General features: G+C 73.1%; 28 protein-coding genes and 1 pseudogene. 20 read left to right on the top strand and 9 right to left on the bottom strand.

The features are described from left to right. Positions 1–2: 2 nt before the first annotated feature. From HJC40_RS33305 to HJC40_RS33295, 3 genes are read left to right on the top strand one after another with little or no spacing between them, the layout of a single operon-like run. Positions 3–575, top strand: a complete 573-nt coding sequence (locus HJC40_RS33305; protein ID WP_308200973.1) for a nucleotidyltransferase family protein — start codon at positions 3–5, stop codon at positions 573–575. Beyond that, positions 568–1,665, top strand: a complete 1,098-nt coding sequence (locus tag HJC40_RS33300; RefSeq protein ID WP_250007327.1) for an XdhC/CoxI family protein — start codon at positions 568–570, stop codon at positions 1,663–1,665. The genes HJC40_RS33305 and HJC40_RS33300 overlap by 8 nt, the downstream gene beginning before the upstream one ends. A gap of 40 nt (positions 1,666–1,705) precedes the next feature. Beyond that, positions 1,706–2,275: a DUF1349 domain-containing protein gene (locus HJC40_RS33295; protein ID WP_250007326.1), complete on the top strand. Its 570-nt coding sequence runs from the start codon at positions 1,706–1,708 to the stop codon at positions 2,273–2,275. 8 nt (positions 2,276–2,283) lie between these two features. Here the strand turns inward: HJC40_RS33295 and HJC40_RS33290 are convergent, their stop codons facing one another. The 3 genes from HJC40_RS33290 to HJC40_RS33280 are packed head-to-tail and all read right to left on the bottom strand — an operon-like array spanning position 2,284 to position 4,955. Then, positions 2,284–2,847, bottom strand: a complete 564-nt coding sequence (locus HJC40_RS33290) for a dihydrofolate reductase family protein (RefSeq protein WP_250007324.1) — start codon at positions 2,845–2,847, stop codon at positions 2,284–2,286. A 9-nt stretch (positions 2,848–2,856) separates the two neighbouring features. Next, positions 2,857–3,621 (bottom strand): class I SAM-dependent methyltransferase, encoded by a 765-nt coding sequence (locus HJC40_RS33285; RefSeq protein WP_250007322.1) that lies wholly within the window; start codon positions 3,619–3,621, stop codon positions 2,857–2,859. After that, entirely contained in the window at positions 3,618–4,955 is a 1,338-nt protein-coding gene (locus HJC40_RS33280) for a hypothetical protein (RefSeq protein ID WP_250007321.1), read from the bottom strand. The genes HJC40_RS33285 and HJC40_RS33280 overlap by 4 nt, the downstream gene beginning before the upstream one ends. A 114-nt stretch (positions 4,956–5,069) precedes the next feature. Between HJC40_RS33280 and HJC40_RS33275 the strand changes: the two genes are divergently transcribed. From HJC40_RS33275 to HJC40_RS33265, 3 genes are read left to right on the top strand one after another with little or no spacing between them, the layout of a single operon-like run. After that, the gene (locus HJC40_RS33275; protein ID WP_250007320.1) at positions 5,070–5,975 is read left to right on the top strand and encodes a hypothetical protein; all 906 of its coding nucleotides are present in this window, start codon (positions 5,070–5,072) and stop codon (positions 5,973–5,975) included. 5 nt (positions 5,976–5,980) lie between these two features. Further along, entirely contained in the window at positions 5,981–7,135 is a 1,155-nt protein-coding gene (locus tag HJC40_RS33270) for a sensor histidine kinase (RefSeq protein ID WP_250007319.1), read from the top strand. Next, entirely contained in the window at positions 7,132–7,761 is a 630-nt protein-coding gene (locus tag HJC40_RS33265) for a response regulator transcription factor (RefSeq protein ID WP_250007318.1), read from the top strand. Before HJC40_RS33270 ends, HJC40_RS33265 begins: the two co-directional genes overlap by 4 nt. A 180-nt stretch (positions 7,762–7,941) precedes the next feature. Here HJC40_RS33265 and HJC40_RS33260 read toward each other — a convergent pair whose 3' ends face one another. After that, positions 7,942–8,064, bottom strand: a complete 123-nt coding sequence (locus HJC40_RS33260) for a ribosomal protein bL36 (protein WP_250007317.1) — start codon at positions 8,062–8,064, stop codon at positions 7,942–7,944. A gap of 129 nt (positions 8,065–8,193) precedes the next feature. Here HJC40_RS33260 and HJC40_RS33255 point away from each other — a divergent pair, with 129 nt between their 5' ends. After that, positions 8,194–9,840 (top strand): S8 family serine peptidase, encoded by a 1,647-nt coding sequence (locus HJC40_RS33255; protein WP_250007316.1) that lies wholly within the window; start codon positions 8,194–8,196, stop codon positions 9,838–9,840. Here the strand turns inward: HJC40_RS33255 and HJC40_RS33250 are convergent. Together HJC40_RS33250 and HJC40_RS33245 are read right to left on the bottom strand one after the other, a co-directional pair. Continuing rightward, positions 9,833–10,297: an NADPH-dependent FMN reductase gene (locus HJC40_RS33250; RefSeq protein WP_250007314.1), complete on the bottom strand. Its 465-nt coding sequence runs from the start codon at positions 10,295–10,297 to the stop codon at positions 9,833–9,835. The two genes, HJC40_RS33255 and HJC40_RS33250, sit on opposite strands and share 8 nt — an antisense overlap. 12 nt (positions 10,298–10,309) lie before the next feature. Then, complete coding sequence (locus HJC40_RS33245) at positions 10,310–10,858, bottom strand: flavin reductase family protein (RefSeq protein WP_250007313.1); 549 nt, start codon at positions 10,856–10,858, stop codon at positions 10,310–10,312. 201 nt (positions 10,859–11,059) lie between these two features. Here HJC40_RS33245 and HJC40_RS33240 point away from each other — a divergent pair, with 201 nt between their 5' ends. From HJC40_RS33240 to HJC40_RS33215, 7 genes are all read left to right on the top strand, one after another. Continuing rightward, positions 11,060–11,578, top strand: coding sequence for a winged helix-turn-helix domain-containing protein (locus tag HJC40_RS33240; protein WP_250007311.1), 519 nt, complete (start codon positions 11,060–11,062; stop codon positions 11,576–11,578). Beyond that, complete coding sequence (locus tag HJC40_RS33235) at positions 11,578–12,858, top strand: FAD/NAD(P)-binding protein (RefSeq protein WP_250007309.1); 1,281 nt, start codon at positions 11,578–11,580, stop codon at positions 12,856–12,858. Before HJC40_RS33240 ends, HJC40_RS33235 begins: the two co-directional genes overlap by 1 nt. 160 nt (positions 12,859–13,018) lie before the next feature. After that, the gene (locus tag HJC40_RS33230; protein ID WP_250007308.1) at positions 13,019–14,050 is read left to right on the top strand and encodes a S1 family peptidase; all 1,032 of its coding nucleotides are present in this window, start codon (positions 13,019–13,021) and stop codon (positions 14,048–14,050) included. Beyond that, positions 13,975–14,484 carry a sensor domain-containing protein gene (locus HJC40_RS46725; RefSeq protein ID WP_374273381.1) on the top strand — a complete coding sequence of 170 codons (510 nt, stop codon included), beginning with the start codon at positions 13,975–13,977 and terminating at the stop codon, positions 14,482–14,484. Before HJC40_RS33230 ends, HJC40_RS46725 begins: the two co-directional genes overlap by 76 nt. Next, positions 14,481–15,074 (top strand): hypothetical protein, encoded by a 594-nt coding sequence (locus HJC40_RS33225; RefSeq protein ID WP_250007306.1) that lies wholly within the window; start codon positions 14,481–14,483, stop codon positions 15,072–15,074. The genes HJC40_RS46725 and HJC40_RS33225 overlap by 4 nt, the downstream gene beginning before the upstream one ends. After that, positions 15,044–15,646 carry a cytochrome P450 gene (locus HJC40_RS33220; protein ID WP_250007304.1) on the top strand — a complete coding sequence of 201 codons (603 nt, stop codon included), beginning with the start codon at positions 15,044–15,046 and terminating at the stop codon, positions 15,644–15,646. The genes HJC40_RS33225 and HJC40_RS33220 overlap by 31 nt, the downstream gene beginning before the upstream one ends. Further along, positions 15,646–16,149, top strand: a complete 504-nt coding sequence (locus tag HJC40_RS33215) for a DUF664 domain-containing protein (RefSeq protein ID WP_250007302.1) — start codon at positions 15,646–15,648, stop codon at positions 16,147–16,149. Before HJC40_RS33220 ends, HJC40_RS33215 begins: the two co-directional genes overlap by 1 nt. A gap of 376 nt (positions 16,150–16,525) precedes the next feature. On the opposite strand, the gene HJC40_RS33210 is transcribed toward HJC40_RS33215, so the two are convergent. Further along, positions 16,526–17,713: a methyl-accepting chemotaxis protein gene (locus HJC40_RS33210; protein ID WP_250007300.1), complete on the bottom strand. Its 1,188-nt coding sequence runs from the start codon at positions 17,711–17,713 to the stop codon at positions 16,526–16,528. A 333-nt stretch (positions 17,714–18,046) separates the two neighbouring features. On the opposite strand from HJC40_RS33210, the gene HJC40_RS33205 reads away from it, so the two are divergent. After that, entirely contained in the window at positions 18,047–18,997 is a 951-nt protein-coding gene (locus HJC40_RS33205) for a serine hydrolase (protein ID WP_250007298.1), read from the top strand. Here HJC40_RS33205 and HJC40_RS33200 read toward each other — a convergent pair. Beyond that, entirely contained in the window at positions 18,972–19,580 is a 609-nt protein-coding gene (locus tag HJC40_RS33200; protein ID WP_250007296.1) for a VTT domain-containing protein, read from the bottom strand. The two genes, HJC40_RS33205 and HJC40_RS33200, sit on opposite strands and share 26 nt — an antisense overlap. Then, positions 19,577–20,350, bottom strand: a complete 774-nt coding sequence (locus HJC40_RS33195; protein ID WP_250007294.1) for an MBL fold metallo-hydrolase — start codon at positions 20,348–20,350, stop codon at positions 19,577–19,579. The genes HJC40_RS33200 and HJC40_RS33195 overlap by 4 nt, the downstream gene beginning before the upstream one ends. A gap of 59 nt (positions 20,351–20,409) precedes the next feature. Here HJC40_RS33195 and HJC40_RS33190 point away from each other — a divergent pair, with 59 nt between their 5' ends. From HJC40_RS33190 to HJC40_RS33170, 5 genes and pseudogenes are all read left to right on the top strand, one after another. After that, positions 20,410–21,375 carry a diacylglycerol kinase family protein gene (locus tag HJC40_RS33190; RefSeq protein WP_308200972.1) on the top strand — a complete coding sequence of 322 codons (966 nt, stop codon included), beginning with the start codon at positions 20,410–20,412 and terminating at the stop codon, positions 21,373–21,375. 28 nt (positions 21,376–21,403) lie between these two features. Further along, positions 21,404–22,363: a YihY/virulence factor BrkB family protein gene (locus HJC40_RS33185; RefSeq protein WP_250007290.1), complete on the top strand. Its 960-nt coding sequence runs from the start codon at positions 21,404–21,406 to the stop codon at positions 22,361–22,363. A gap of 38 nt (positions 22,364–22,401) precedes the next feature. After that, positions 22,402–23,871, top strand: a complete 1,470-nt coding sequence (locus tag HJC40_RS33180) for a phosphatase PAP2 family protein (protein WP_250007288.1) — start codon at positions 22,402–22,404, stop codon at positions 23,869–23,871. Between the two features lie 28 nt (positions 23,872–23,899). After that, complete coding sequence (locus tag HJC40_RS33175) at positions 23,900–24,679, top strand: endonuclease/exonuclease/phosphatase family protein (protein ID WP_250007286.1); 780 nt, start codon at positions 23,900–23,902, stop codon at positions 24,677–24,679. A gap of 223 nt (positions 24,680–24,902) precedes the next feature. Further along, positions 24,903–25,356, top strand: a pseudogene (locus tag HJC40_RS33170) (IS607 family transposase); the annotation flags it as partial.

Raw genomic sequence — 25,356 nt, 5'->3', positions numbered from 1 at the left:
GTGTGGTCCATGACACTGCCGGGTTGGTGCTCGCCGCCGGGGCGGGGAGTCGCTACGGCATGCCCAAGGCGCTGATCCCGTACCCCGACCGGCTCCTGGTCCAGCGGGCGGTGGACACCCTGCGCGAGGCCGGTCTGTCCCAGATCGTCGTGGTGCTGGGGGCGGCGGCCGAGCAGGTGCTCGCCGCCGCCCCCGGCCTGCCCACGACCGTGATCAATCAGGACTGGCGCTCGGGGATGGGGTCGTCGCTGCGGGCGGGCCTGCGGGCGCTGGGCGATACGCCGGCCACGTCGGCGGTGGTGCTGCTGGTCGACATGCCCGGCATCACCGCCGAGGCGGTCCGCCGGGTGACCGCCCGCGCCGGCGAGGACTCGCTGGTGATGGGCGGCTACGGCGAACGCCGCGGTCACCCCGTGCTGCTGGGCCGCGCGCACTGGGCCGGCGTCGGCGCGAGTGCGACCGGTGACGCCGGGGCACGTTCGTACCTCAAGAGCCATGCCGTCCGTGTCGTGCCCGTCGACGACGTGGCCGACGACCTCGACCTCGACGTTCCGGAGCTGAATCCTCATGCGTGACGTGCTCGAGAGCCTGCTCCGATGGTGGGAGGCCGGCGAAGCGGTCGGCCTGGCCACAGTGACGGCGACCTGGTCCAGCGCGCCCCGGCAGCCCGGGGCGGCCATGGTCGTCGGCCCCGGCGGCGAGGTCGTCGGCAGCGTCTCCGGCGGGTGCGTCGAGGGGGCCGTCTACGAGCTGTGCCGCGAGGTCATCGACACCGGCGCGGCCCGGACGGCCAAGTTCGGCGTCAGCGACGACGACGCGTTCGAGGTCGGGCTGACCTGCGGCGGCACCATCGAGCTGCTGATCGAGCGGGTCGACCGCGAGTCGTTCCCGCAGCTGCCCGAGCTGGCCCGGGCGATCGCCGGCAGCCGGCCGGTCGCGTTGCTGACCCGGCTCGACGACGGCCGGCATCTGGTCGTCACCCCCGACGGCCGCGACGGCACGCTCGGCGGCGACCGCATCGACGACGCCGTCACCGACGACGGGCGCGGCCTGCTGGCGGCCGGCCGCACCGGCGTGCTGCACTACGGACGGTCCGGCGAGCGCCGCGGCGAGGGCCTCCCGGTGCTGGTCGCGTCGTTCGCGCCGCCCGCCCGGATGCTCGTCTTCGGAGCCACCGACCACGCCGCGGCCACCGCGCGGATCGGCTCGTTCCTCGGCTACCACGTCACCGTCTGCGACGCCCGCCCGGTGTTCGCCACCCGTCGCCGCTTCCCGTCGGCCGACGAGGTCGTGGTCGACTGGCCCCACCGCTACCTGAACGCCGAGGTCGAGGCCGGCCGCGTCGACGAACGCACGGTGCTGTGCGTGCTCACCCACGACCCGAAATTCGACGTGCCGGTCCTCGAGATGGCCCTGCGCCTGCCGGTGGCCTACGTCGGCGCGATGGGCTCCCGTCGCACCCACGACGACCGCAACAAGCGCCTGCAGGAGGCCGGGCTGACCGACGCCGAGCTCCACCGGCTGGCCTCCCCGGTCGGCCTCGACCTGGGCGCCCGCACCCCGGAGGAGACCGCGGTCAGCATCGCCGCCGAGATCGTCGCCCTCCGCTGGGGCGGCACCGGCGCCCGCCTGACCGCCACCGCCGGCCCCATCCACGGCGGCTGACGGGACCACAGAAGAGCATCGATGTCGATATGGTCGGCGCATGGCGAACACGATGTCCTGGCTCAACGAGCCGCCGGAGTGGTCCGACGAGCCCGACGGGATCCGCGTCGTCACGGGCCTCAAGACCGACTTCTGGCGCCGGACGTTCTACGGCTACATCACCGACAACGGGCACTTCTACCACCGCCCGGTGACCGGTGACTTCACCGCCGAGGTGGTGGTCGCGGCCGGGCACTCGGCCCTGTTCGACCAGGCCGGCCTGATGGTGCGGGCCGACGAGCGGACGTGGCTGAAGACCGGTCTCGAGGTCACCTCCGGCGCCGTACAGCTGAGCACCGTGCTCACCCGCGACGACTCCGACCTGTCGGTGGCCCCGATCCCCGCCGGCCGCGACGAGGTGGCGATCCGGCTCACCCGCTTCGGGTCGGCCGTCGCCGTGCACCGTGGCGACGGCGGCGACTCCTGGCAGCTGGTCCGGCTGGGCCACCTCGACCTGCCCGAGACGGTGGAGGTCGGGGTCATGTGCTGCTCACCGGAACGCGCCGGGCTCGAGGTCACGTTCCGCGGCTTCCGCGTCGGTGACCCGATCTCGCGGGAAGGCCTGGAGTAACCGCCGGCTCAGCGCGGGGCGTATTCGAGGCGCGGGGCGTGTTCGAGGCGTGGGGCGTATTCGAGCAGGACCACGCCCGACGGGAAGCCGGTGACCGTCGGCTTGGACAGCGGCAACGCCACCTCGTCGAAGAGCCGGACGCCGTGCCCCTGCACGACCGGGTGGACGAACAGGCGGAAGAGGTCGACGAGGCCGGTCGGGATCAGCGAACGGACGAGCGTCGTGCTGCCGGTGACGGTGATGTCCCGGCCGGGCTGCCGCTTGAGGGCGGCGATGCCGTCGAGGTCGCGCAGGATGGTCGTGTTCTGCCAGTCCGCCTGTTCGAGGCCGGTCGACACCACGTACTTGCTGACCTGGTCGAGGTAGGCCGAGATCTCGCCCTCCTGGTGGGGCCAGAAGCCGGCGAACTCCTCGTACGTCACCCGGCCCAGCACCAGCGCGTCGGCGTCCGCACCGTTCCGGGCGTTGACCGCGGCCAGTTCCTCGTCGTCGGCCCCCGGATCGAACCAGTCACCCAGGGGCGAGATGATCCCGTCGACGGTGATGTTCTCGGTGACGATGAGTCTGCGCATGACCAGCACTTACCCGGCGTGCCCGATCCACAACGTCGCCGAGCGGCGCAGGACGAAACCCGGCCGCTCGACCATGTGCTCCAGCAGCCGGGCGTGCATCTCGGCCCGGCGATAGGGCGTCAGCCCGTCGATGAAGCGGCCCGAGCCGTGCGACCGGCTCCACTTCCAGTACGTCTCCCCGTCGGGCACCGGGATCGCGATCTCCAGCGTCTCGGCGGTCACGTCCCGCAGCCCGAACCGGCCGAAGTCGTCGTCGAAGTCATTGCCGTGCCGCCCGGACCCGTCCTCCTGATACCGCCGGTACTCCGCGTAGAGCTCGACCAGGGGGTCGTCCCACCGGTCGGGGCTGTCGTCGGCCCGCCCGGGCGTGGTGAAGGCCAGCCGGGCGCCGGGCCGGGCGACCCGGACCGCCTCCCGCAGCGTCGCGTCGGGGTCGGCCACGATGTGGATCGCGAACCCGCACACCACCAGGTCGAAGGCATCGGCGGGCAGATCCAGGGCGGCACTGTCCCCGACCGTGGCCGGGACCGACGGGTACGTGCTCCGCACCAGGGAGACCATCCGCGGCGCGGCGTCGACAGCGGTCACGGAGGCCCCCCGGGCGAGGAGTGCCCCGGTCAGCGCGCCCCGGCCACAAGCCAGATCCAGCGCCCGTACGCCGGCCGGCGGCGCCAGCCGGTCGACGGTGAGCGACGCGAAGCCGGAGAAGAACGGGAGCACCTCGTCGTAGCTGTCCGCCACCCGATCGAAGTGCGAGACCACCGGATCGGTCACCGCAGGACACCTCGGACGGCGGCCAGGGGCAGGGCCGTGCGGGGGCGGTAGGCGGTCCGCCACAGGCCGCCGTGGGCCGCCCCCACCGCCTCGTCCTGCCAGGCCAGCGGGGCGGCCGGGCGGGGCTTGCGGATCTGGTGCACGAGCAGCAGCGCCATCAGGCGGTTGGCCGTCTCGGGCGGGAAGATCTCGACGTCGAAGAGGTGCGCGCCGGCGTAGACCTTGGCCAGGACCCGGTTGCTGGTGACCGAGCGGGTCCAGCTCGGCGGGGCCACCGCGAAGCTGACCACGCCGTCGCGTCGCGCGACCGCCGCCCGCCACCGCTGCAGGCGCTTGGCCAGCGCGTAGTTGGGCCCCTGCTGCGGCACCAGGCTGTCGTTGACGGCGTCGTCGGAGTAGTTCGGCTGGAGCAACCGGCCGCCGGACAGCGCCCCGGCCACCCGGGCGCGACGGGACCGCTGCTCGAACCGCGAGCGGGACTGGGCCACGGCGGCCGGCGGCACGGCGAAGACGTCGGTCGGGGTGGCCAGGAAGGCCAGGGCGACATCGTCACGGCCGGCCCGCAACCGGGTGGCCAGCGCGTCGAACGCCATCGACAGGCGGACGTACGCGGCCCCGGGCGCGTACAGGTAGTTGCCGACGATCAGCCGGCCCTCGAGCCCGTCCAGCCAGTGCGCGACCGCACCGAGCTCGCTGAGCAGGTCGGCCCCGGGGGAGCGGCCGGGGAGCACGGGCGCGATCAGCGTCCCGGCCGAGGGAACGGCCGAGACGCGCTCCCACACGGCCGGCAGATCGACCGCCACGACCGTTCCGCCCCAGCCCAGCACCGCCGGCACCGGTCCCATCTCGGCGCCCGCCCCGAGCACGACCAGGCGCTGATCGGAGAGGTCGAGCCAGTCCGGGTTGTCCATCACCTCGCGCACCGCTTCGGCGCACGACTCCTCGATCACCCCGGCCGCCACCCACGCGTCCAGCCGCCGGCGCAACCCGTCCCCGCGCAGCCGCTCACCGCGGTACGGCAGCACGACTTCGGTCTCTCGGTCCGCGCCGCCGGTCACGGTGACCGTCTCGAACGGCTCCGCGGGCGGCGCGATCTCGACGGGCATCCGCGCGTGGGCCGACGTCAGGCCGGCCGCCGCGACGTCGTACCCGTCGGTCAGCCCGGCCACCACCAGCGCCCGGAAATGCCGCAGGTAGCCGCGCCGCCAGTCGGTCTCGGCGGCGGCGGCCTCCGCGGCGGCGGGGTCGGCGGCGCGCAGGGCGTCGGCGACCACGTGGCGGCCGAAAGCAGCGCTGCTGCGCCGGCCCGTCTCATCGGCGGGAAACTCGATCACGCGCGACAGTATCGCTGGTCCTCCTCCCCAGGGAGGAGACGCTCTCGGCCTGTGGGCCGCGGGAGGGGCCCGCGGGCGGACGACCCGGCCACCGCGCACGCCGACGCTGTGGTCATGACTACCGTCGTTCTCCGTACCGTTCGATGGCACCGGCCGTTGCTGGTGCTGACCGCGGCCATGGCCGGGCTCGCGCTCGTGGCCGCGGCCGGTCTGGTCATCGACGACCGCGTCCTGGTCGGCGCGCCGATCTGGGCCAAGCCGTTCAAGTTCGCCGTCTCGTTCGCGGCCTACGCCCTCACGCTGGCCTGGATGCTGACCGTGCTGCCGCGGCGCAGCCGGCTCGGGGAGTGGGCCGGCACGGTGATCGTCGCCGTCTCGTTCGTCGAGATCGCCATCATCACGGCCCAGACCGTGCGCGGTCATCGCAGCCACTTCAACGACACGAACGCGCTGGACAGCCGACTCTGGGCGATCATGGGCGCGTCCATTATGGCGCTGTTCGTCGCGCACCTGGTCATCGCCGTCGTGGTGCTGCGCCAGCGCATCACCGACCGGGTCGCCGCGTACGCGATCCGAGCGGGTCTGCTGCTCTCGCTGCTCGGGCTCGTCGTCGCCTGGCCGATGGTGATGCCGGGTCAGGCCACGCCGGCCGAGGCCATCTCGGGCGCCCACGCGGTCGGCGTGCCCGACGGCGGGCCCGGCCTGCCGCTGCTGGGCTGGAGCACCACGGGCGGCGACCTGCGCATCGGTCACTTCGTGGGGATGCACGGCCTTCAGGCCATGCCGCTGCTCGCGCTGCTGCTCGCCCGGCGCACCCGGCCGGACGCCGCGGCGAACGCCCGGTTGATCGTCGTCGCCGGGTTCGCCTACGCGGGTCTGACGCTGCTGGTCACCGGGCAGGCGCTGCGCGGCCAGCCGCTGCTGAGCCCCGATCTGCTCACCCTCGCGGCGCTGGCCGTGCTGGTGGCTGCCACGGTCCTGGGCGTGCGCGTCGCCCTCCGCGCCCAGCGCCTAGGCTGAGCGCCATGAGCTGGCTGGGTCGTCTCTTCGACAGGCGGGACACCTGGGCCCGGCTGCTGCTGCTCGACCTCAGCGGCCTGAGTTACCTGGTCTTCTACGGCGGCGTGGATCGCGGGCCGACCGCCACGCAGTGGGTTCTGGCGATCGCCGCGTTCGTCCTGATGCTCGCTCTCTCGCGTCTGCCGGTGGCCGGCTTCCTGACGCAGACGGCGCTGCTGGTCGTCGCGTTCGTCCTGATCGACGACACCACGATCAACCAGGTCGGCAGCAGCTGGGCCCTGGGCGAGCTGGTCGTGTGGGCGAGCCGGCCGCGGGTCTTCGTGCTGGCCGCCGCCCTGCTCGTCGCTGTCCACGCCGGCTTCGACGTGCCGCCGTTCGAGGGCCGGATCGTCCGCGAGATCTTCGGCCTGGTCGTGCCGGTCGGACTCCCGCTGCTGCTGGGCCTGGTCGTGCGCACCTCGCGTGAGCTCAGCCGGCAGGCCGAGCAGCGGGCCGCCTCCGAGAGCCGCGCCGCCCGGGCCGACGAGCGCAGCGCGATCGCCCGCGAGCTGCACGACGTGGTGGCGCATCACGTCGCGTCGATGGTGCTGCGCGTGGGTGTGGCCCGGCACGTGCTGCCCGGCCTCGATCCACGGGCCGGCGAGGTGCTCGACGACGTGCACCGCACCGGGACGGCCGCCCTGGCCGATCTGCGGCGGCTTGTCGCGGTGCTGCGCGACGCGAGCGCGGGCAGTGCCGCCGCGCTCACCGCGATCGAACCGGGCGCGCTGCCCGACGCCTTGGGCGCGGCCGTCGACACGGCCCGCCGGGCCGGGCTGGGCGTCGAGGCCGACATCGACGAGGCGGTGGGGGCGATCGATGCCGTACGCGGTCTCGCCGTGCTCCGCCTGACCCAGGAGGCGCTGACCAACGTGGCCAAGCACGCCGGCGCCGGCGCCCGGGCCCGGCTCCGGGTGGCGGTCGAGGACGGCGACGTGGCCTGGGAGGTCAGCGACGACGGCGGCGCCGGACCGGTCCGGCCGGCGCCGGGCGGTGGGCACGGCCTGACCGGCATGCGCGAACGGGTCGAGGTGCTGGGCGGCACGCTCGCGGCCGGGCCCGAGGGCGCGGGCTGGCGGGTCGCCACCGTGCTGCCGGCGCACAGCGGGGCCACCGCGTGATCCGCGTCCTGCTCGTGGACGACCAGCAACTGATCCGGGCCGGGCTGCGCATGCTGTGCGACGCCGAGCCCGACCTCGAGGTGGTCGGCGAGGCCGGCAACGGGCGCGAGGCGATCACGCTGGCCGCGCGGCTGACGCCCGACGTGATCGTCATGGACATCCGGATGCCCGGCGTGGACGGGATCAGCGCGACCAGCCGGGTCCTGGCCGAGCGGCCGGCCACCCGGGTGCTCGTGCTGACCACGTTCGGCGACGACGACCACCTCTACCCGGCGTTGAACGCGGGGGCCTGCGGCTTCCTGCTCAAGGACGCGCCGCCCGAGGAGCTGCTGGAGGGCATCCGGCGGGCGGCGGAGGGGGACAGCCCGTTCAGCCGGGACGTGCTGCGGCGGCTGGTCCGGCGGGCGACCACCGCCGGGGCCGAGCAGCGGCGGCCGGTCGAGGGTCTGACCCCGCGCGAGCAGGATGTGCTCGACCTGGTGGGGGAGGGGCTCTCGAACACCGAGATCGGCGAGCGGCTGCACATCGGCGTGACCACGGTCAAGACGCACATCGCCGCGCTCATGACCAAGACGGGCAGTCCCAACCGCGTACGCCTGGCGCTCGTGGCCCATCGGCAGCGCTGAGCCGGCCGAGGCAGGCCGCCGCCGGAGGCAGCCCATCGAAGGAGCCGGAGGTGTCCCATCGAAGGAGCCGGAGGCGGTTCAGAGAAAGAAGAAAGCCGGAGACCCATGGCGGTGGGTCTCCGGCTTCGTCTGTTCCACGGTATCGCGGCCGGTCCAGCGGCGTCCCGTGAACGTGTCAGGTCAGCCCTGGCGGCCGCTCCAGCGCGGGTTCTTCTTGTTGACCACGACCTGGCGGCCGCGACGACGAGTGACCACGCTTCCGGGCTTGCTCTTCAGCGACCGCAGCGAGTTTCGGACCTTCATGTCGGTACCTCTCTCCGCGCCGGCGATGGCGTCCGCCGGTCGCGAGTGTGGTAACGCCGGTGGCCGGGCCGGTATTTCCCGGCGGGGTTTTGCCTCAGGTCGGCGCGAGCCGGGACCGATCACAGGGCCATGCGAATGCGCACCCTGGCCACTGCGGCCGCCACCGCCGCCGTTGTGATCGCCGGCTCCGCCGTCCCGGCTCAGGCCGCCGTTCCCGAGGGCACGGTCTTCGGCGCCGGCGCCCCGGGTGCGATCCCCGGCCGTTACATCGTGACGCTCGACCAGCCGATCGGCGGGCAGGCCTCGGCGATGTCGGCCGACGGCGGCGCCACCTATGTCGCCGACCTGAGCGCGACCCAGGCCCGCCGCCTGGCCGCCCACCCGGGCGTGCGGTTCGTCGAGCAGGACCGGATGCTGACCATCCAAGGCACCCAGAAGAACCCGGCCTGGGGGCTGGACCGCATCGACCAGCGCGCCACCAAGGCGTCCAGGTCGTTCACGCCGACCGACGACGGCAGCGCGGTGCACGCCTACGTGCTGGACACCGGCATCCGGATCACGCACGCCGACTTCGGCGGCCGGGCCTCGTACGGCTACAACGCGCTCACAGCCGGCGCCGCCGCGAACGACTGCAACGGCCACGGCACCCACGTGGCCGGCACGATCGGCGGCTCGCTCTACGGGGTGGCCAAGAAGGTGAAGCTGGTCGCCGTCCGGGTGCTCGACTGCAACGGCAGCGGCACGCTGTCCCAGGTGATCAGCGGCGTGAACTGGGTGACCGCGCACGCGGTCAAGCCGGCCGTCGCGAACATGAGCATGGGCGGGTCGACCAGCAAGTCGCTCAACGCCGCCGTCCAGCGGTCGATCAATTCCGGGGTCACGTACGTGGTGGCGGCCGGCAACGAGAACGTCAGCGCGGGCCGCATGAGCCCCGCGAACCTCCCGGCCGCGATCACCGTGGGCGCCACCGACAGCGCCGACCGCCGGGCCACGTTCTCCAACTACGGTCCGGCGCTCGACCTGTTCGCGCCCGGCGTGAACATCCGGTCCGACTACTACGGCGACGACTACCTGACCGCGGTGGCCAGCGGCACGTCGATGGCCTCCCCGCACGTGGCCGGGGCGGCCGCGCTGGCCCTGGACGCCTCGCCCGGCCTGACCCCGGCCCAGGTGCGCAACTACCTGGTCAAGAACGCCACCACGAGCAAGGTCAAGAACCGTAAGGGCTCGCCCGACAAGCTGCTGTTCGTGCCCGGGCCGCCGGCCAAGCCGGTGATCAGGACCGCCGCGCTCGCGGTGACGGCCGGTCAGGCGTACTCGGGCAAGCTGTCCCTCACGGCGGGCCGTCAAGGCACCTGGAGCATCACGGCCGGCAAGCTGCCCGCCGGTCTCACCCTCCGGCCGAGCGGCTCGATCACGGGCACGCCGACGGGTCCGGGCACGGCCACGGTCACGGTCCGCTTCACCGACTACGTGCCGCAGGCGGTCACCCGGGTGCTCAAGGTCACGGTGGCCACGACGACTCCGGTGATCTCCACGACCTCGCTGCCGGACGGCGTGATCGGTGACCACTACGAGCAGACGCTGACGGTGGCGGGCGGTCGCGCGGGCACCTGGTCGCTCGCCGCGGGCGCGTTGCCCGACGGCCTGGCGCTGTCGGCCGACGGCACCCTCGAGGGCTGGCCGGCCACCGCGGGCAGTGCCGCCTTCACCGTGGCCTTCACCGACGCCTTCGGGGCCCGGGGCACCCGCGACCTGACGATCGAGGTCAGCTGAAGGTAGCGGCGTACTTCTCCGCGATCGCGACGGAGTCCGGAAGGTCTGCCTCGACGACGGGCAGGCCTTCCGCCACGTCGGCGCCCAGCTCGGTGAGCAACTGCCGCAGCAGGGCCTCGGCCGCGGCCGCCTGGGGCGTGACGCCGGCGGTTACGACGGGCACGGCCCGCTTGCCGGCCAGCGCCCGCGCGGGCAACTGATCGAGCAGCACCTTGAGGACGCCGGTGTAACTGCCCTTGTAGGTCGGCGTGGCCACCACCAGGAGGTCGGCCGCCAGCACCGCCGCCACCGCGGCGGCCGTCGGCTCGTCGCCGGGCGTGAGCAGTCCCGCGCCCAGCTCGCCGACCTCGATGACCTTTGCGGGCGGGCCGGCCAGCGCCTCGCCCACGGCGACGGCCAGGATCGACGTACGGGAACCGGGACGGGGGTTGCCGGAGACGACGACTAGGTGGGTCATGACTCTCCCGGATCAGGCGGCGTGCCGCAGGTGGGCGTAGTGCCCGTCGTGGTAGACGAGGGGCGTCACGGAACTGTCCTCGTGGTGCCAGCCGGTCTCGGGGGCGGCCAGCACGATCGTGTGGTCGCCGGCTTCGACGCGCTGAACGACGCGGCAGACGATGCGGGCCAGCACGCCGTCGAGCAGCGGCACGCCGCCCGGGCCGGGCCGCCAGGTCCCGTGCGTGGCGAAGCGGTCGATGTTCTTGGTCGAGAACGTGCGCGCCACCTGCTCCTGCTCCTGGGTCAGCACGTGCACCGCGACCACGCCGGCGGCCTCGACGGCGGGCCAGGCCGAGGCGGTGTGGGCCAGGCAGAACGAGACCAGCGGCGGGTCGAGGGAGACCGAGGTGAACGACGTGGCGGTGAAGCCGGCGGGCGGCTCGCCGGGAGCGGTGATGACGACGACGGCCGCGGCGTGCCGGCGCAGGAGCGCCCGGAAGAGATCGGTGTCCACGACGTCCACGTAGTGAGAAATCTCGGGTTCGGACGAACTGGCGGTGCTCGTTGCGGCTGCTTGCATGACCATCACCGTGCGCTCTCTCCAGCATCGATGTCAATGACCGTCTCATATCCTAGTTAACCTAGAGAGTATGGGCAACATAGAGGGGTGATGATTGCCCAGGTCGCATCGGTTTTCGCCCGGCGACCCGCCGGGCCGGGGTTAACCTATATCCCAGATAGGAGATATATTAATGCGGCCGTCACCCGGAGGGAGAACCCCATGTCCGCGCTCGCCATCGCCCACCCGGCCGTCCCGCGCCGCCGGCTCCACCCCGTCCCCGCTCTGCCCGAGCCGCCGGTCGCCGTCCGGCCCGAGCCGCCGGTCACCGTCACCATCAGCATCTCGGGAACCGGCGCCGGGCGCGACCGGGTCGTCGCGGCCCTGCGGGACTTCGTGGACGCGGCCGGGCAGGGTGTCTCGCTCGCCGAGCCGGAGGGGGCCGGTGGGCTCCGGCTCGACCCCGGGGCCCGTACGGCGTTCCGCGACGGGCAACCGCTCGACCTCAGCCGCCTCGAGTACGACCTGCTGCTGTTCCTCGCCCGGCACCCGCGTCAGGTGTTCAGCCGCAGTCAGCTGCTGGCCCAGGTGTGGGGGCACACGCACACGACCAACCGCACGGTCGACGTGCACGTGAGCCGCCTGCGCACCAAGCTGTCCGACCCCGAGGTGGTCACGACCGTCTACGGCCTCGGCTACCGCCTGGCCGACGAGGCCGCCGTGACAGTGGTCGAACGGTAATGGCGTCCGCTCCCCGTACGGTCGCCGTGGTCGGCGGCGGCTGTGCCGGTGTCCTGGCCACCCGCGAGTTGCTGCGCGGCACCGACGACCGGATCGTGCTGATCGAGCCCGGCGAGCCGGGCGGCGGCCTGGCCTACGGGTCGGCACGGCCGTGGCACCTGCTCAACTCGCGGGCCGGCGCGATGAGCGCCGACCCGGACGACGCCGGTCACTTCGCCCGGTGGGCGGGGTGCTCGCCCGGCGAGTTCCGGCCGCGGACCGAGTACGGGCAGTATCTGCGCGCGGTCTTCGCGGACGTCGCCGAGACATTCGCCGATCGGTTGGAGCTGCGCCGGTCCCGTGCGGCCGGTCTGTCCGCGACCGGGGTGCGCCTCGCCGACGGCTCGGAGGTACGCGCCGACGGGGTCGTGGTCGCGACCGGCAACCCGGCGCCCGCGCAGCCCGCGGCCCGGCCCGACCACCCCGACTACGTCGCCGACCCGTGGGCCAAGGGCGCGCTCGAGGCCATCCCCTCCGACGCGCCGGTGCTGCTGGTCGGGGCCGGGCTGACCGCGATCGACGTGGCCCTCACGCTCACCGCCACGCGGGACCGGGACGCGCCGATCACCGCGGTCAGCCGCCGGGGTCAGTTGCCGCTGACTCACACCGAGGTGGCCGCGCCGCCGGTCGGGCTGGCGCTCGACGACTGCGCCACCCTGCGCGACATCGTGCGGGCCGTGCGGGCCGAGGCGGCCCGGGCCGGGGACTGGCGGGCCGTGGTGGACGGGCTGCGCCCGTACCTGGACGAGCTGTGGACCGCCTTCACGCCCGACGAGCAGGACGCGTTCCTGCGCCACCTGGCCCGCCCGTGGGAGTGTCACCGGCACCGGATGGCGCCCACAGTCGGCGCGCGGGTGGCCGAACTGCGCGGCGAGGGCCGGCTCGAGGTGCGGGCCGGGGGCATCCGCTCGATGACCGCGCCGGCCGCCGGGGGCCTGCTGGTCGAGCTCGAGGCCGGGGTGCAGTGGTTCGGCGCGGTCGTCAACTGTGCCGGGCCCGGTCGTCTGCCGGCCGCCGCGGGCTCGTTCGTGGGCAGCCTGCTCGACGCCGGTCAGGCCCGGGTCGGGCCGCACGGCCTGGGTCTCGACATCGACGCCGACGGGCGGCTGATCGGCGCCGACGGACGGGTCCAGCCGGACCGGCGGCTGATCGGGCCGCTGCGCCGGGGGGCGAAGTGGGAGACGACCGCGGTGCCCGAGATCCGGGCCCAGGCGCGTCATCTAGCCATCCCGGTTGGATAATACGATTCGCGGTATGTGGGCCGTTTGGGCAGCTCACGGCCGTTGTTAACAGTTATGCCAACTTCGGCGGACTCTTGAACACGGATCGAGAAGTCTCAATACTCCCAGGGCAGAGCGGTACGCCGGATCCGGTGTACCCCCACCCCCCTGGGAGGACTTCGTGCTCAACCGGAAGCTGCGCCGGCCGATCGTCGGCCTAGCCGCCTGCATGCTCGTCGGCACCGGACTCGCCGCCTCACCCGCCTCGGCGGCCGTCGCCGGAGACCCCTCGTTCGCCCCGTCCGCCCTGGCCACCAAGCTCGACGCCCAGTTCGGCGTCAACAGCGCGGGCTCGTACATCGACTCGGCCGGCAAGGTCGTCGTCAACGTCACCGACGCCGCCACCGCCCGTACGGTCAAGGCGTCCGGCGCCACCGCGCGCTTCGTCAGCCGCTCCGGCGCTCACCTCGCGGCGGCCGACAACACCCTCAAGTCGTCGCTGAAGACCCCCGGCACCGCCTTCGCCATCGACCCGGTCAGCAACCAGGTCGTCGTCGAGGTCGACAGCACGGTCACCGGCGCCAAGCTCGCCGCGGTCGAGGCCACGGTGGCCAAGCTCGGCGACAGCGCCCGCATCGAGAAGACCTCCGGCGCCCTCACCACCCGGATCAGCGGTGGCGACGCCATCTACGGCGGCGGCGGCCGTTGCTCGCTCGGCTTCAACGTGCGCTCGGGCACCACCTACTACTTCCTGACCGCCGGCCACTGCACCAACGGCGCGACCACCTGGACGAACGGCTCGGCGACCCTCGGCACCCGCGCCGGCACCAGCTTCCCGGGCAACGACTACGGCATCGTCCGCTACACCAACACGACGATCACCAAGAGCGGCACCGTCGGCTCCCAGGAGATCACCTCGGCCGGCACCCCGGCCGTCGGCGCCACGGTCACCCGCCGCGGCTCCACCACCGGCATCCGTTCCGGCCGGGTCACCGCCCTCAACAGCACCGTGAACTACGCCGAGGGCTCGGTCTCCGGCCTCATCCGCACCACCGTCTGCGCCCAGCCGGGCGACAGCGGCGGCTCGCTCTACGCCGGCACGACGGCCCTGGGCCTGACCTCGGGCGGCAGCGGCAACTGCACCTCCGGCGGCACCACGTACTTCCAGCCCGTGACCGAGGCCCTGAACGCGTACGGCGTCAGCGTCTTCTGATCCACCCGGTTCGATGCGAACGGCCCCGCCGACCACGGCGGGGCCGTTCCCTGTCCGGGGCAGGCGCCGCCGGGCTCAGCCTGGCCGTCGTCTGGATCGGCGTACCGCTGCTGGTCCTGGCCCTGAACCGGTCACGCACGATGGCCGCCGCGGAACGGGAACGCGCGGCGGCGGTGCTCGGAGCGCCGATGCCGGCGCCGGTGTATCGGACCGGGCGGCTGACGGCGCTGATCACCCGGCCCGCTCTTCGCGGTCACGCTGCCGGCCGTCGTCCGCGGCGCGGCGCACCTCGAGGCCCGCTTCGCCCGCAGCCTCCTCACCCCGCCGTCCTCGTCGGCCCGGTGATCCGCTCGCCCTTGGCGGCGGGGGGTTATCCACAGTTCCTGGATGGACGGTTCCGGCGGGCCGTCCGCCTCGGCAGAATCGGGGCATGACAAGCGTCGGGTCACAACGCAAGGTCGATCGCGGGGAGCTCACGCCCGGCTGTCCCGTGCACGTGGGCAGCGACGGCACCTGGCACGTGCGCGACTACGCGACCGCCCGCGAGTTCCTGCGGCGCGCCGACACGCTGCAGGCCGGGTTCGGCGTCGAGGGCGTCAAGCGGTACACGAAAGGCATGCGGCTCGCCGTGCTCTACCGCGACGGCCCCGAGCATCGCGAGCACCGGCGGCAGACGGCGAAATACTTCACCCCCAAGCGGGTCGATACGGCCTATCGCGGGCTGATGGAACGTCTGGCCGACGAGCAGTGCGCGGTGCTGCGGGCGAAGGGGCGGGCCGACCTGTCCGATCTGTCGTTCCAGCTCGCCGTCGCGGTGGCCGCCGAGGTCGTCGGCCTCACCGAGAGCCGCGGCGGCATGGCCCGGCGGCTCGACCGGTTCTTCGCGCATGTGCCCGAGGGCGACGCCAAGGGGCTGCGGGGGTTCTGGCCGGGGGTCAATCAGATGCTCACGACGGCCGGTTCTATTGGGCTGACGTCCGGCCGGCTGTCAGCGTGCGACGTGCGCGACGCCGCGACGACCTGATCTCGCACCTCATCGACGAGGGGTGCAACGACCGCGAGATCCTCGGCGAGTGCGTCACCTTCGCGGCGGCCGGGATGGTCACGACCCGCGAGTTCATCACCGTGGCGGCGTGGCACCTGTTCACCGACGACGAGCTGCGTCAGCGCTACCGCACCGGCGACGAGCGGGAGCGTTTCGCCCTGCTGCACGAGATCCTGCGGCTCGAGCCGGTCGTGGGCGACCTCTTCCGGCGCACCACGGCCGACGTCCGCGTGGGCGGCACGACCATCCCGTCGGGCGCGCTGGTCGACATCGGCGTCACGGCGGCCAACTCGGACGCCACAGCCGTGGGCCCCGAGCCGCAGTCGGTGTGTCCGGGCCGTCCGCTGGCCGATGGCGTGGGCGACGCGGTGCTGTCCTTCGGCGACGGCGCGCACCGCTGCCCGGGCGCCTACATCGCGATCCAGGAGTCCGACATCTTCCTGAGCCGGCTCTTCGCGCAGCCCGGCCTGCGGATGACCCGGCCGCCCGAGGTGCGCCTGCGGCCCGAGATCGCCGCGTACGAGGTGGTGAGGCTTATCGTCGAGGTCTGATGGACTTCCCCCGATTGCATCCGCCCGAGCGCGAGACGCTGAGCCAGTTCCTCGACCGGCACCGTGCGATGGTGCTGGCCGCCCTCGACGGCGTCGACGACGAGGCGGCGGGCGCGCGCCTGCTGCCGGCCACCGACATGACCATCGGCGGGGTGGTGAAGCACCTGGCCCAGATGGAGGACCTCTGGTTCACCCACACCCTGCTGGGCGCGGCCATGCCCGATCCGTGGACGGCCGTCGGCACGGACGAGACCTGGGCCTGGAGGTCGGCCGGCGACGACCCGGTCGAGTCGCTGCGTCAGCTGTACGAGGACGCCTGCGCCCGCAGCCGGGCGGCCGTCGCCGGGTTCGGCGACCTCGACGGGCGCGCGGCCCGGTCGTCCTTCGGTCAGGCGCCGGTCAGCCTCCGCTGGATGCTCACACAGATGATCAGCGAGACCGCCCAGCACCGCGGCCACCTCGACCTGATGCGCGACGCCCTGCGCCGTGATCCGCCCACCTGAGCTCAGCCCCCGGCCGCCCGCCTGAGCTCAGCCGCCCGGCCGGCCACCTGCTCAGGCGCTCAGCCGCCCATCTGAGCTCAGCCGTCCGGCCGGCCACCTGCTCAGCCGTCCGGCTGGACACTTGCTCAGCCGCCCGGCTGGCCAACTTGCCCAGCCGCCCGGCCGGCCACCTGCTCAGCCGCTCGGCTGGCCAATTGCCCAGCCGCCCGGCCGGCCACCTGCTCAGCCGCCCGGCCGGCCACCTGCTCAGCCGCTCGGCTGGCCGCCTGCTCAGCCCTGGCCCGATCCGCTCGTGCCCGGCGTCGGCAGCGTCGTGGGCCGACGACGGCGGTAGGCGCGTTCTCGCCGGCGATGCGGCTCAGCCCGCCCCGGCGGCTCACCGGGTCTCTTCGACGCGCTCCTCGCCCCGGCGGCGCAGCAACTTCAGGCCGGGGAGGCCGGCGATAGCCAGGTGCAGGTCTTCCGTTACCTCGAGCAGTTTGTGCAGGTCGGGCCCGACCTGGTCGAGCTTGCCGAGCAGCGGCATCACGTCGTCGACCAGGTGCGCCCGCAGTGTCGGTAGCTGGTCGATCATCCGGATCGCGGCCGTCACCTCCTCGGACGACAGCTCGTCGACGAACCGGCGGGCCAGCGGCGCGCCCTTGAGCAGCGCCTCCGAGTAGGCCGCCAGCAGCAGGGCGGCCTCCTTGGCGGTGCCGTCGGCCTGGCCGACCACCAGAGCGGCCTGGGCGCTGACCGCGGTGGCCCGCTCGACCACGCCCGCGGCGGCGTCCGAGACCCCGACCGCCCGCAGAACGACCCCCTCGGCCCGTTCGCTGACCTCTTCGGCCCGGCCCACGACGGTGCCCGCGCGCCCGCTGATGTCCTCGGCGCTGCCCACGACGTCCCCGGCGCGCCCGCTGATGTCCTCGGCCCGCTCGACGACGGCCCCGGCGCGCGAGCTGATCTGCTCCGCGCTGCCGACCACGTCCCCGGCCCGCCCGCTGATGTCCTCGGCCCGCTCGACGACCGCCCCGGCGCGCGAGCTGATCTGCTCGGCCGTGCCGACCACGCTCCCGGCGCGCGAGCTGATCTGCTCGGCACTCTCGACGACGTTCCCGGCCCGCCCGCTGATGTCCTCGGCCCGGCCGACGACGGCCCCGGCGCGGGAGCTGATCTGCTCGGCCGTGCCGACGACGGTGCCGGCGCGGGAGCTGATCTGCTCGGCCGTGCCGACGACGGTGCCGGCGCGGGAGCTGATCTGCTCGGCCGTGCCGACGACGGTGCCGGCCCGGGAGCTGATCTCGACGGCTTGGCCGACCACGCCGGATGCCGTGGCGGCGATCGTCCGGGCCTCGGTCACCGTCGACTCGGCCGCCTCGACGACCCGGGTGACCCGCTGGATCAGGCTGTCGGCCTCGTCGGCGAGCATGGTGACCCGGCTGACCAGGAGCTCCGTCTGCCCGAGCAGACCGATCACCCGGACGGGGACGGTGGCCACGGCCGCCGCTGTCTCGACCACCTGACCGACGGCGTAACGGGCTAGTTCGCCGATCGCGGCGGGCGACACCAACGGGAAGCGCATGACCCCATCATGCGCCAAGTCGTCACGCCCGGCCCATGATCACTCCTCGTGAGCGCGTCGTCAGCCGACTTCGAGCCCGAGTCGAGCCGACTTCAAGCCCGAGTCGAGCCGACTTCAAGCCCGAGTCGAGCCGACTTCAAGCCCGAGTCGCGCCGGGAGCCGCGCCCGAGTCGAGCTGGAGTTGAGCCGGAGTCAAGCCCGAGTAGAGCCGGAATCGAGCTGGAGTTGAGCTGGAGTCGAGCCCGAGTCGAGCCCGAGTCGAGCCGGAGTCAATCTGGGGGTAAGGCACCCGGGGGCGCCCATAGTTGCGAGGAACACGGCACTATGGCAGGCGTGCGACGTACGCGAAACTGGATTCTGGCCATCGCGACGGTGGGAGTCCTCGGGGGTGCGGGTTTGGTCGGCGCCGGCATGATGCGCGATTCCGGCGGCGGCGGGGTCCCGCTGGCCGGGACGTTCAGCGGCACCGGGGCCCGCGCGGCCCCCGGGCCCAGTGCCCCGGCCCCGCCACCGCCGGCGACGACGGCCGCCCCGACTCCCACCGGCCCCAGCGCGCCCGAGATCCGGGCCGCCCGGGTCAAGGCGCTCGACGCGGCGCTGAAGAAGTACGCCGCGTCGGCTCCCGAGTTCTCCGTCGCCGTGCTCGACCGCCGCACCGGCCAGCGCTACTCGTTCCGGGGCGCCGCGGCGTACGAGACCGCCAGCGTGGTCAAGGTGCAGGTGCTCGCCTGTCTGCTGCTCAAGGCCCAGGACTCCCGCCGCGACCTCACCGCCACCGAGTTGGCGCTGGCCAAGCGCATGATCCGGCTCAGCGACAACGACGCCACCACGTCGCTGTTCTCGAGGCTCGGCCGGGCCTCCGGGGTGGGTGCCTGCAACAAGCGGCTCGGCCTGACCGCGACCAGGGTCAACAGCGCCTGGGGTCTGACCCGCACTACCGTGAACGACCAGGTCAAGCTGCTGTCCGAGCTGGTCGACACGTCGGGCCCGCTGGACGCCGGCTCCCGCAAGCTGGCCTACACGCTGATGAGCACGGTCGACGGCAGCCAGGACTGGGGCGTTCCGGCGGTGGCCCGCGGCGGCGAGAAGTTCACCGTGAAGAACGGCTGGCTGTCCCGCTCGACCGAGAACTACCGCTGGATCATCAACTCGGTCGGGCGCGTCACCGGGCCGGGCACCGACGTCTCGATCGCCGTCCTGTCGCACGACAACGCGGGCATGTCAGGCGGCATCGCCATGGTTCAGAAGGTCGCGAAGCTCACGCGCCAGCATTTGAAGTATTAGCGGCTGCGGCCGCGGCGGCGGCGCGGGCCTCGCGGCGCTTGGTGATCCACGAGACGGTCTGGTTGATGATCAGGATCAGCAGGACGGCCGCGACCACGCCCTCCCACGGCTCGGGGAAGATCGAGCCGCCGGCCACGCCGATGCCGGCGTAGACGACCGACCACAGCGCGCAGGCCGGGGCGTTGGCCACCACGAACGTACGCCAGGGCATGCCCAGGAAGGCCGCGGCCAGCAGCACCGGCACCCGGCCACCGGGGATCAGGCGGGAGACCAGCAGCACCGGGATCTCCCGCTGCCGCAGCTTCTCCTTGACCGACACCAGGTGTTCCTCGTCGCGCAGCCAGCGCAGGCGCTTGGCCAGCTTCTCGCCGCCGACCCGGCACATCGCGTACATGACCAGGTCGCCCACGTACGCCCCGGCGGCCCCGGCCGCGATCACGAACACGATGAGAACCGGGTGCTGCTCGTGGAAGGCCAGCGCGGCGGCCCCGCTGACCGCGGCGCCGGTCGGGACGATCGGGATGATCGCGCCGAACGCCACCACCGCGAAGAGCCAGGCCAGGGTGCCCAGGGTGGCGGTCACGCGGGTTCGACCGTCAAGGTCTCACCCTGCGCGAGCACGCGCACCCGCGAGTCGGGGGCGGTGCGCTGCGCGACACGGGCGAACTCCTCGCCGGGGTCGCGGAACATGTGGGAGCGGACCCGGCCCAGGCCGACCGGCCACAGCGTGCCGTAGTGGACCGGCACCGCCCAGGCCGCCTTGGCCCGGCGCAGGGCCTCGGCGCCGTCCGCCGCGTCGAGGTGGTGCTCCGAGCCGAGCGTGGGACCCCAGCCGCCGACCGGGATCAGGGCCAGGTCGAGCGGGGCCAGTTCGTTCATCTCGTCGAACAGCCCGGTGTCACCCGCGAACCACGTGCGGGCCTCGCCCTCGACGACGAACCCGATGGCCATCGCGCGCTCGCGGGACCACGGACCGCGCCCACCGTCGTGGGCCGCCCGCACCGCGCGAACCCGTACGGAACCCACGGCCGTCTCGTCGCCGGGCCCCAGCTCGACCGTGCGGGCGGCCGCCTCGGCGCCCAGGCACTTGGCCACGAACCCGGCGGCGCCGCGCGGCACGATCAGCCGGGGGGTGCCGCCCAGCTTGCGCAGGGACGCGGCGTGGAAGTGGTCGGCGTGCAGGTGGGACAGCAGCACCGCGTCGGGGACGCCGGGCAGCGCGGGCGTCGGACCGGCCATCCGCCGCAGGTGAGCCACCCGGCCGGTGAGCACCGGGTCGGTCAGCAGGGTGGTGCCGGAGTCGGAAAGCCACACGGTGCTGTGACCCCACCAGGTGACCGAAGTCGTACTCACGCTTTTCACGGTACAGAAGGAGAGTTTCGATCCCCACCGGACCCGGGCACACTGTCGCCGTGACTGGACCCCGCAGTGCCGTAGTCGTGAACCCCACCAAGGTGCCCGACATGGACCATCTCCACCGGATCATCGAGGAGGGCGTGGCGAACGCCGGATGGCCCGAGCCCACCTGGTACGAGACCACCCCCGAGGACCCGGGCGAAGGACAGACCCACCAGGCCGTACGGGACGGGGCCGAGCTCGTCTTCGCCTGTGGCGGCGACGGCACCGTGATGGCGGTCGTGACCGCGCTCGCCGGTTCCGACGTGACCATGGCCGTGCTCCCGGCCGGCACCGGCAATTTGCTGGCGGCCAACCTGGGTCTCGGCACCGACCCGGCCACGGGCGTGGAGGTGGCGCTCGAGGGCGGCCGCCGGCGGATCGACGTGGGCGTCGTCGAGAACCGGTGCTTCGCGGTGATGGCCGGCATGGGCTTCGACGCGCAGATGCTGGAGAAGACCTCCGACGAGGCCAAGAAGCGGATCGGCTGGCTGGCCTACATCGGCGGCGGGGTCAAGGCGCTGCGGGAACGGCCGATGCGGGTACGGATCGTGCTCGACGGCGGCAAGGTGATGCCCCGGCGCCCGCGATCGGTGATCGTCGGCAATGTCGGGCGGCTGCAGGGCGGCGTGACGCTGCTGACCGAGGCCGACCCGGCCGACGGCAAGCTCGACGTCGCCATCCTGAGCCCGAGCAACCTGGGTCACTGGGTGTCGCTGGCGTGGGGCGTGGTCCGTCGCCGCAAGCGGGTGCCGCTGATGGAGACCTACACCGCCGAGCACGTCGAGATCCAGGCCCGCTCGGCCCAGCCCCGGCAGCTCGACGGCGACCTCATCGAGCCGGGCCGCACCCTCAAGATCTCGATCAAGCCCCGGGCCCTGCTGCTCAGTGTTCCCCGCCCGGCGGGCGACCCCGACCTGGCGTACGACGCGAGCAACGCCGCGGAGGCGGCCGAGGAAATCCGCGAGGCCGCCCGTGAGTAGTACGGAGCCCGTTCCGCAGACCCGCGACATGAGCGGGGACGAGCTCTCGGCGGACGACGCCGTCCACGCCTTGTGGCGTTACGGTCGCTGGCCGCTGCTGCGCGACGCGTTCGTCCGGTTCCGCTACGGCGACGGCTTCAGCCACGCGCGGGCGTTCGCGTTCCAGCTCTGCCTGGCGATCGTGCCGTTCCTCATCGCGCTCTCCGGGCTGGCGGCCGACCTCGGCGCCGAGGACGGTGGCCGGGTCGTGGCCGAGACGATCCTGGGACTGACCCCGGGGGCCAGCGACCCGCTGGTGAGCGAGCTGCTGGAGGACACCGAGGGCAGCAGCGACGCCGGCGAGGTCGCGCTGACGCTCGGTCTGATCACCGGCCTGCTCGCGCTGACCACGGCGGTCTCGCAGATCGAGCGGGGCGCGAACCGGATCTACGGCGTCGAGCGCGACCGGCCGGCGCTGTTCAAGTACATCCGGGCCACCGTCCTGGCCGCGGTCGCCGGGCTTCCCGCGCTGTTCGGCTTCCTGCTGCTGGTCGCCGGCCGGCCGTTCGGCGACGCGGCCGCCCGGCACTGGGCGTGGGCCGAGGACGCGCGGGTGGCCTGGGACTTCATACGCTGGCCGTTGAGCCTGGTGCTGATCGTCTTCGCGGTCGCCGTGCTCTTCAAGTACTCCCCGCGCCGGCACCAGCCCGGCCTGTCCTGGCTGCTGTTCGGCGCCGGTCTGGCGACCGTCCTGTGGTGGCTGGCCAGCCTGTTGCTGGCCGGGTACGTGCGTTTCGGCGAGGGCTTCGGCGCCACCTACGGTCCGCTGACCGCGATCATGGCGCTGCTGCTGTGGGCCAACCTGACCGGGATAGCGCTGTTCCTGGGCCTCTCCTTCGCGGCGCAGCTCGAGGCGGCCCGGGTCGGCGCCCCCCGCCCGGCCAAGCGCGACCGCTGGGAGCCCGAGGCCGATCCGGCCCGCGGTGTACGCGCGAAGCGGTCCGGGTAAAGCGGGGCCACATCCCCAACCCCGACAAGGAGTCCGACGTGACCGACGACAACCGGGTGGTCGAACGCACCGGCTGGGCGCCAGTCCGGCACTTCGCCGAGCGCAGCGTCGCCGGCCTGGCCGCGGTCGTGGTCGCCGGCCTCGCCTTCGGCTTGTTGCTGCTGCTCGTGCGGGCCAACTGGAGCCCGCTGCGCCGCCTCGACCAGTCGATCGCCTCCGGTCTCAACGACCTGGTCGCGCCGCACCCCGCGGTGGTCAAGGTGCTGACCACGATCACCTCGGCCGGCGGCCGGGGCGTGCTGGTGCCCCTGGTCGTCATGGCGGTCCTGCTGCTGCTGATCCGCCGTCTGCCGCGCCTGGCGCTCTACCTGGCGGTCACCGGTCTCGGCGCGGTGGTGCTCGACCCGTCGCTCAAGGCGCTCGTCGGCCGGGTGCGCCCGGTCGTGACCGACCCGATCGCCTACGGCGGTGGCAACAGCTTCCCGAGCGGTCACACCCTCGGGGCGACCATTGTGTACGGGATGCTGGCGCTCGTCCTGCTCTCGGCCACCCGCGGCCGTCACAAGGGCTGGATCCTGTCGGTGGCGGCGATCGTGGTCGTGGCCGTCGGCCTGACCCGCATCGCGCTCGGCGTGCACTTCCTCTCCGACGTCCTGGCCGGCTGGATGCTCGGCCTGGCCTGGATCAGCATCACCGCGTACGCGTTCCGGGTCTGGCGCCGCGAGGCCGGTCACCCGGTGCCGCCGGTGACCGACGGCCTCGACCCCGACGCCGCCGACGACCTCGTGCCCGCGCCCGCCGAGGGCGCGGTGCTGCCGCACCCGTGGGCCAAGGGCGCCGAGATCCTGGTCGGCTGGGTGTTCACGTTCGGGGTCCTCTACTTCGTCGGGTACGCCGTGACGCGCTGGGAGCCCTCGTTCGACGACGGGGTGCCCCGCTGGCTCCAGACGTTCCGCACCGAGCAGCTCGACCACCTCAGCTGGCTGGCCTCCAAGGCCGGTGACACGCACGCCGTCCTCATCGTCTGCCTGGTCTTCTGCCCGCTCGCGCTGGCGCTGTGGCGGCAGTGGCGCCCGGTCGTCTTCATCGTGCTGACCATGATCGGCGAGCTCACGCTCTTCCTCTGCGCCGCCGCCGCGACCGGCCGCGCCCGCCCGTCGGTCGACCAGCTGGACGGCCAGATGCCGACCTCGTCGTTCCCGTCCGGTCACATCGCCGCCACCATGTGCCTGTGGGTGGCGATCGCGGTCGTCTGCATGCCCCGCATCCACCAGTGGTGGCGCTGGGTGTTCCCGGTGCTGGCTTTCCTGATGCCGGCGCTGGTGGCGCTGTCCCGCATGTACCGCGGCATGCACCACCCGACCGACGTCCTGGGGGCGACGCTGCTCACGGCCTGCTGGATCGGCGCCCTCTACCTGATCATCCGCCCGAACGCCCGCGCCGAGACGGTCACCGAGGCCGCCGACGAGGCCCACGAGGTCCGCGACCACCGTCCGGTGCCGGCGTGACCGCCCCTCTCACTCCCGGAGCCGAGTCGTGACGCTGCGCTTCCTCACCTGGAACATCAAGACCGGCGGCAAGGGCCGGCTCGACGCGATCACCGCCGTGCTCCGGCGCGAGCAACCGGACCTGCTGGCCCTGCAGGAGCTGCGCGACTTCGACCGCGACAGCGGCCGCGTGCTGCACCAGGTCGCCGACGCGACCGGCCTGGTGCCGCACCTGGCCCGCTCGTTCCTCGGCCAGCCGGTCGCCGTGCTCGTGCGCCCACCGCTCGAGATCCTCGAACGAACCGAGGTCCGCTGGCGCCTGCACCACGCCGCCGCGGTCGTCACGGTCGCCACCTCCACCGGCCCGTTGCGCATCGTGAGCACCCACCTCAACCCGTTCTCCCCGTACCGCCGCATGCGGGAGGCGATCTGGCTGGCCGCGCGCTACCGCCCCGACAAGGTCCCCACGGTGGTCGCCGGCGACCTCAACGGCCTCGACCCGGGCACCGACCACACCGCCACCCTGGCCCCGCAGCCCGGCTTCCTGCGGGCCCGCCACCTGGCCGCCGACGGCTCGGCCGACACCCGCGCGGTCGGCGCCTTCCTCGACGCCGGCTTCGTCGACCTGTGGCCCGTGGCCGGCTCCGGCTCCCCGCTCACGGTCCCCACCACCGAGGGCGGCGGCCGCGAGTTCTCCCGCATGCGCCTCGACTACGTGCTGACCAGCCCTTCCCTGGCCGGCAGGGCCACCGACATGACCGTCGTCCGCGGCGACGAGACCGAGTTCGCCTCCGACCACTACCCCGTCCGCGTGACCCTGCCCGGCTGACCACTTCGCTGCTTCGCCTCGATCGCACCTCGCTACTAGTCATGCATCAACTAGTCGTGGAACAATGGGTGCATGTTTCGGAAGAACTTCGTTGATCCGGTGGCGAGTCGACATGGCGTCATAGCAGAGCCGAATAGCTCAACAGCGCTCGTTCGTCCAAGGGGCGGCTAGCTGTTGGCGCTTCGTGCATCTTTGGCGCTCTTAAGGCGGCTATGATGCTCGCGTGAACCTCAAGGAATGGGCGGCGTCGACCGGCATCGCGTACATCACCGCTCGGCGGCAGTACGCGGCCGGGACGCTGCCCGTTCCCACCTACCGGATCGGCCGCCTCATCATGGTCGGCGAGCCGGTTACCGGAACGTCGGCCGTAGCCCGGCAGACCGTGGTGTACGCCCGGGTGTCGTCGGCCGATTAGAAGCCGGATCTGGAACGGCAGGTCGCCCGGGTGACCGTGTGGGCCACTAGTCAGAAGCTCGGCGTTGACCGGGTGGTCACCGAAGTCGGTTCCGCGTTGAACGGGCACCGGAAGAAGTTCCTCGCCTTGCTGCGTGACCCGGCCGTGTCGACGATCGTGGTCGAGCGCCGGGACCGGTTCGCCCGCTTCGGCGCCGAGTACGTCGAAGCGGCGCTGACCGCGCAGGGCCGCCGCCTGCTGGTGGTCGACCCGGCCGAGGTCG

The organism is Actinoplanes sp. M2I2, assembly GCF_023544445.1.
Lineage (GTDB): Bacteria > Actinomycetota > Actinomycetes > Mycobacteriales > Micromonosporaceae > Actinoplanes.
This window is presented reverse-complemented; position numbering and strand designations above follow the sequence as displayed.

Excerpts from the sequence above, each read along its gene's own strand:
- HJC40_RS33260 (WP_250007317.1), bottom strand. The coding sequence starts at position 8,064 with ATGAAGGTCCGAAACTCGCTGCGGTCGCTGAAGAGCAAGCCCGGAAGC.
- HJC40_RS33185 (WP_250007290.1), top strand. The coding sequence starts at position 21,404 with ATGAGCGGGGACGAGCTCTCGGCGGACGACGCCGTCCACGCCTTGTGG.
- HJC40_RS33270 (WP_250007319.1), top strand. The coding sequence starts at position 5,981 with ATGAGCTGGCTGGGTCGTCTCTTCGACAGGCGGGACACCTGGGCCCGG.
- HJC40_RS33255 (WP_250007316.1), top strand. The coding sequence starts at position 8,194 with ATGCGAATGCGCACCCTGGCCACTGCGGCCGCCACCGCCGCCGTTGTG.
- HJC40_RS33210 (WP_250007300.1), bottom strand. The coding sequence starts at position 17,713 with ATGCGCTTCCCGTTGGTGTCGCCCGCCGCGATCGGCGAACTAGCCCGT.
- HJC40_RS33290 (WP_250007324.1), bottom strand. The coding sequence starts at position 2,847 with ATGCGCAGACTCATCGTCACCGAGAACATCACCGTCGACGGGATCATC.
- HJC40_RS33300 (WP_250007327.1), top strand. The coding sequence starts at position 568 with ATGCGTGACGTGCTCGAGAGCCTGCTCCGATGGTGGGAGGCCGGCGAA.
- HJC40_RS33215 (WP_250007302.1), top strand. The coding sequence starts at position 15,646 with ATGGACTTCCCCCGATTGCATCCGCCCGAGCGCGAGACGCTGAGCCAG.
- HJC40_RS33295 (WP_250007326.1), top strand. The coding sequence starts at position 1,706 with ATGGCGAACACGATGTCCTGGCTCAACGAGCCGCCGGAGTGGTCCGAC.
- HJC40_RS33225 (WP_250007306.1), top strand. The coding sequence starts at position 14,481 with ATGACAAGCGTCGGGTCACAACGCAAGGTCGATCGCGGGGAGCTCACG.
- HJC40_RS33245 (WP_250007313.1), bottom strand. The coding sequence starts at position 10,858 with ATGCAAGCAGCCGCAACGAGCACCGCCAGTTCGTCCGAACCCGAGATT.
- HJC40_RS33235 (WP_250007309.1), top strand. The coding sequence starts at position 11,578 with ATGGCGTCCGCTCCCCGTACGGTCGCCGTGGTCGGCGGCGGCTGTGCC.
- HJC40_RS33240 (WP_250007311.1), top strand. The coding sequence starts at position 11,060 with ATGTCCGCGCTCGCCATCGCCCACCCGGCCGTCCCGCGCCGCCGGCTC.
- HJC40_RS33275 (WP_250007320.1), top strand. The coding sequence starts at position 5,070 with ATGACTACCGTCGTTCTCCGTACCGTTCGATGGCACCGGCCGTTGCTG.
- HJC40_RS33250 (WP_250007314.1), bottom strand. The coding sequence starts at position 10,297 with ATGACCCACCTAGTCGTCGTCTCCGGCAACCCCCGTCCCGGTTCCCGT.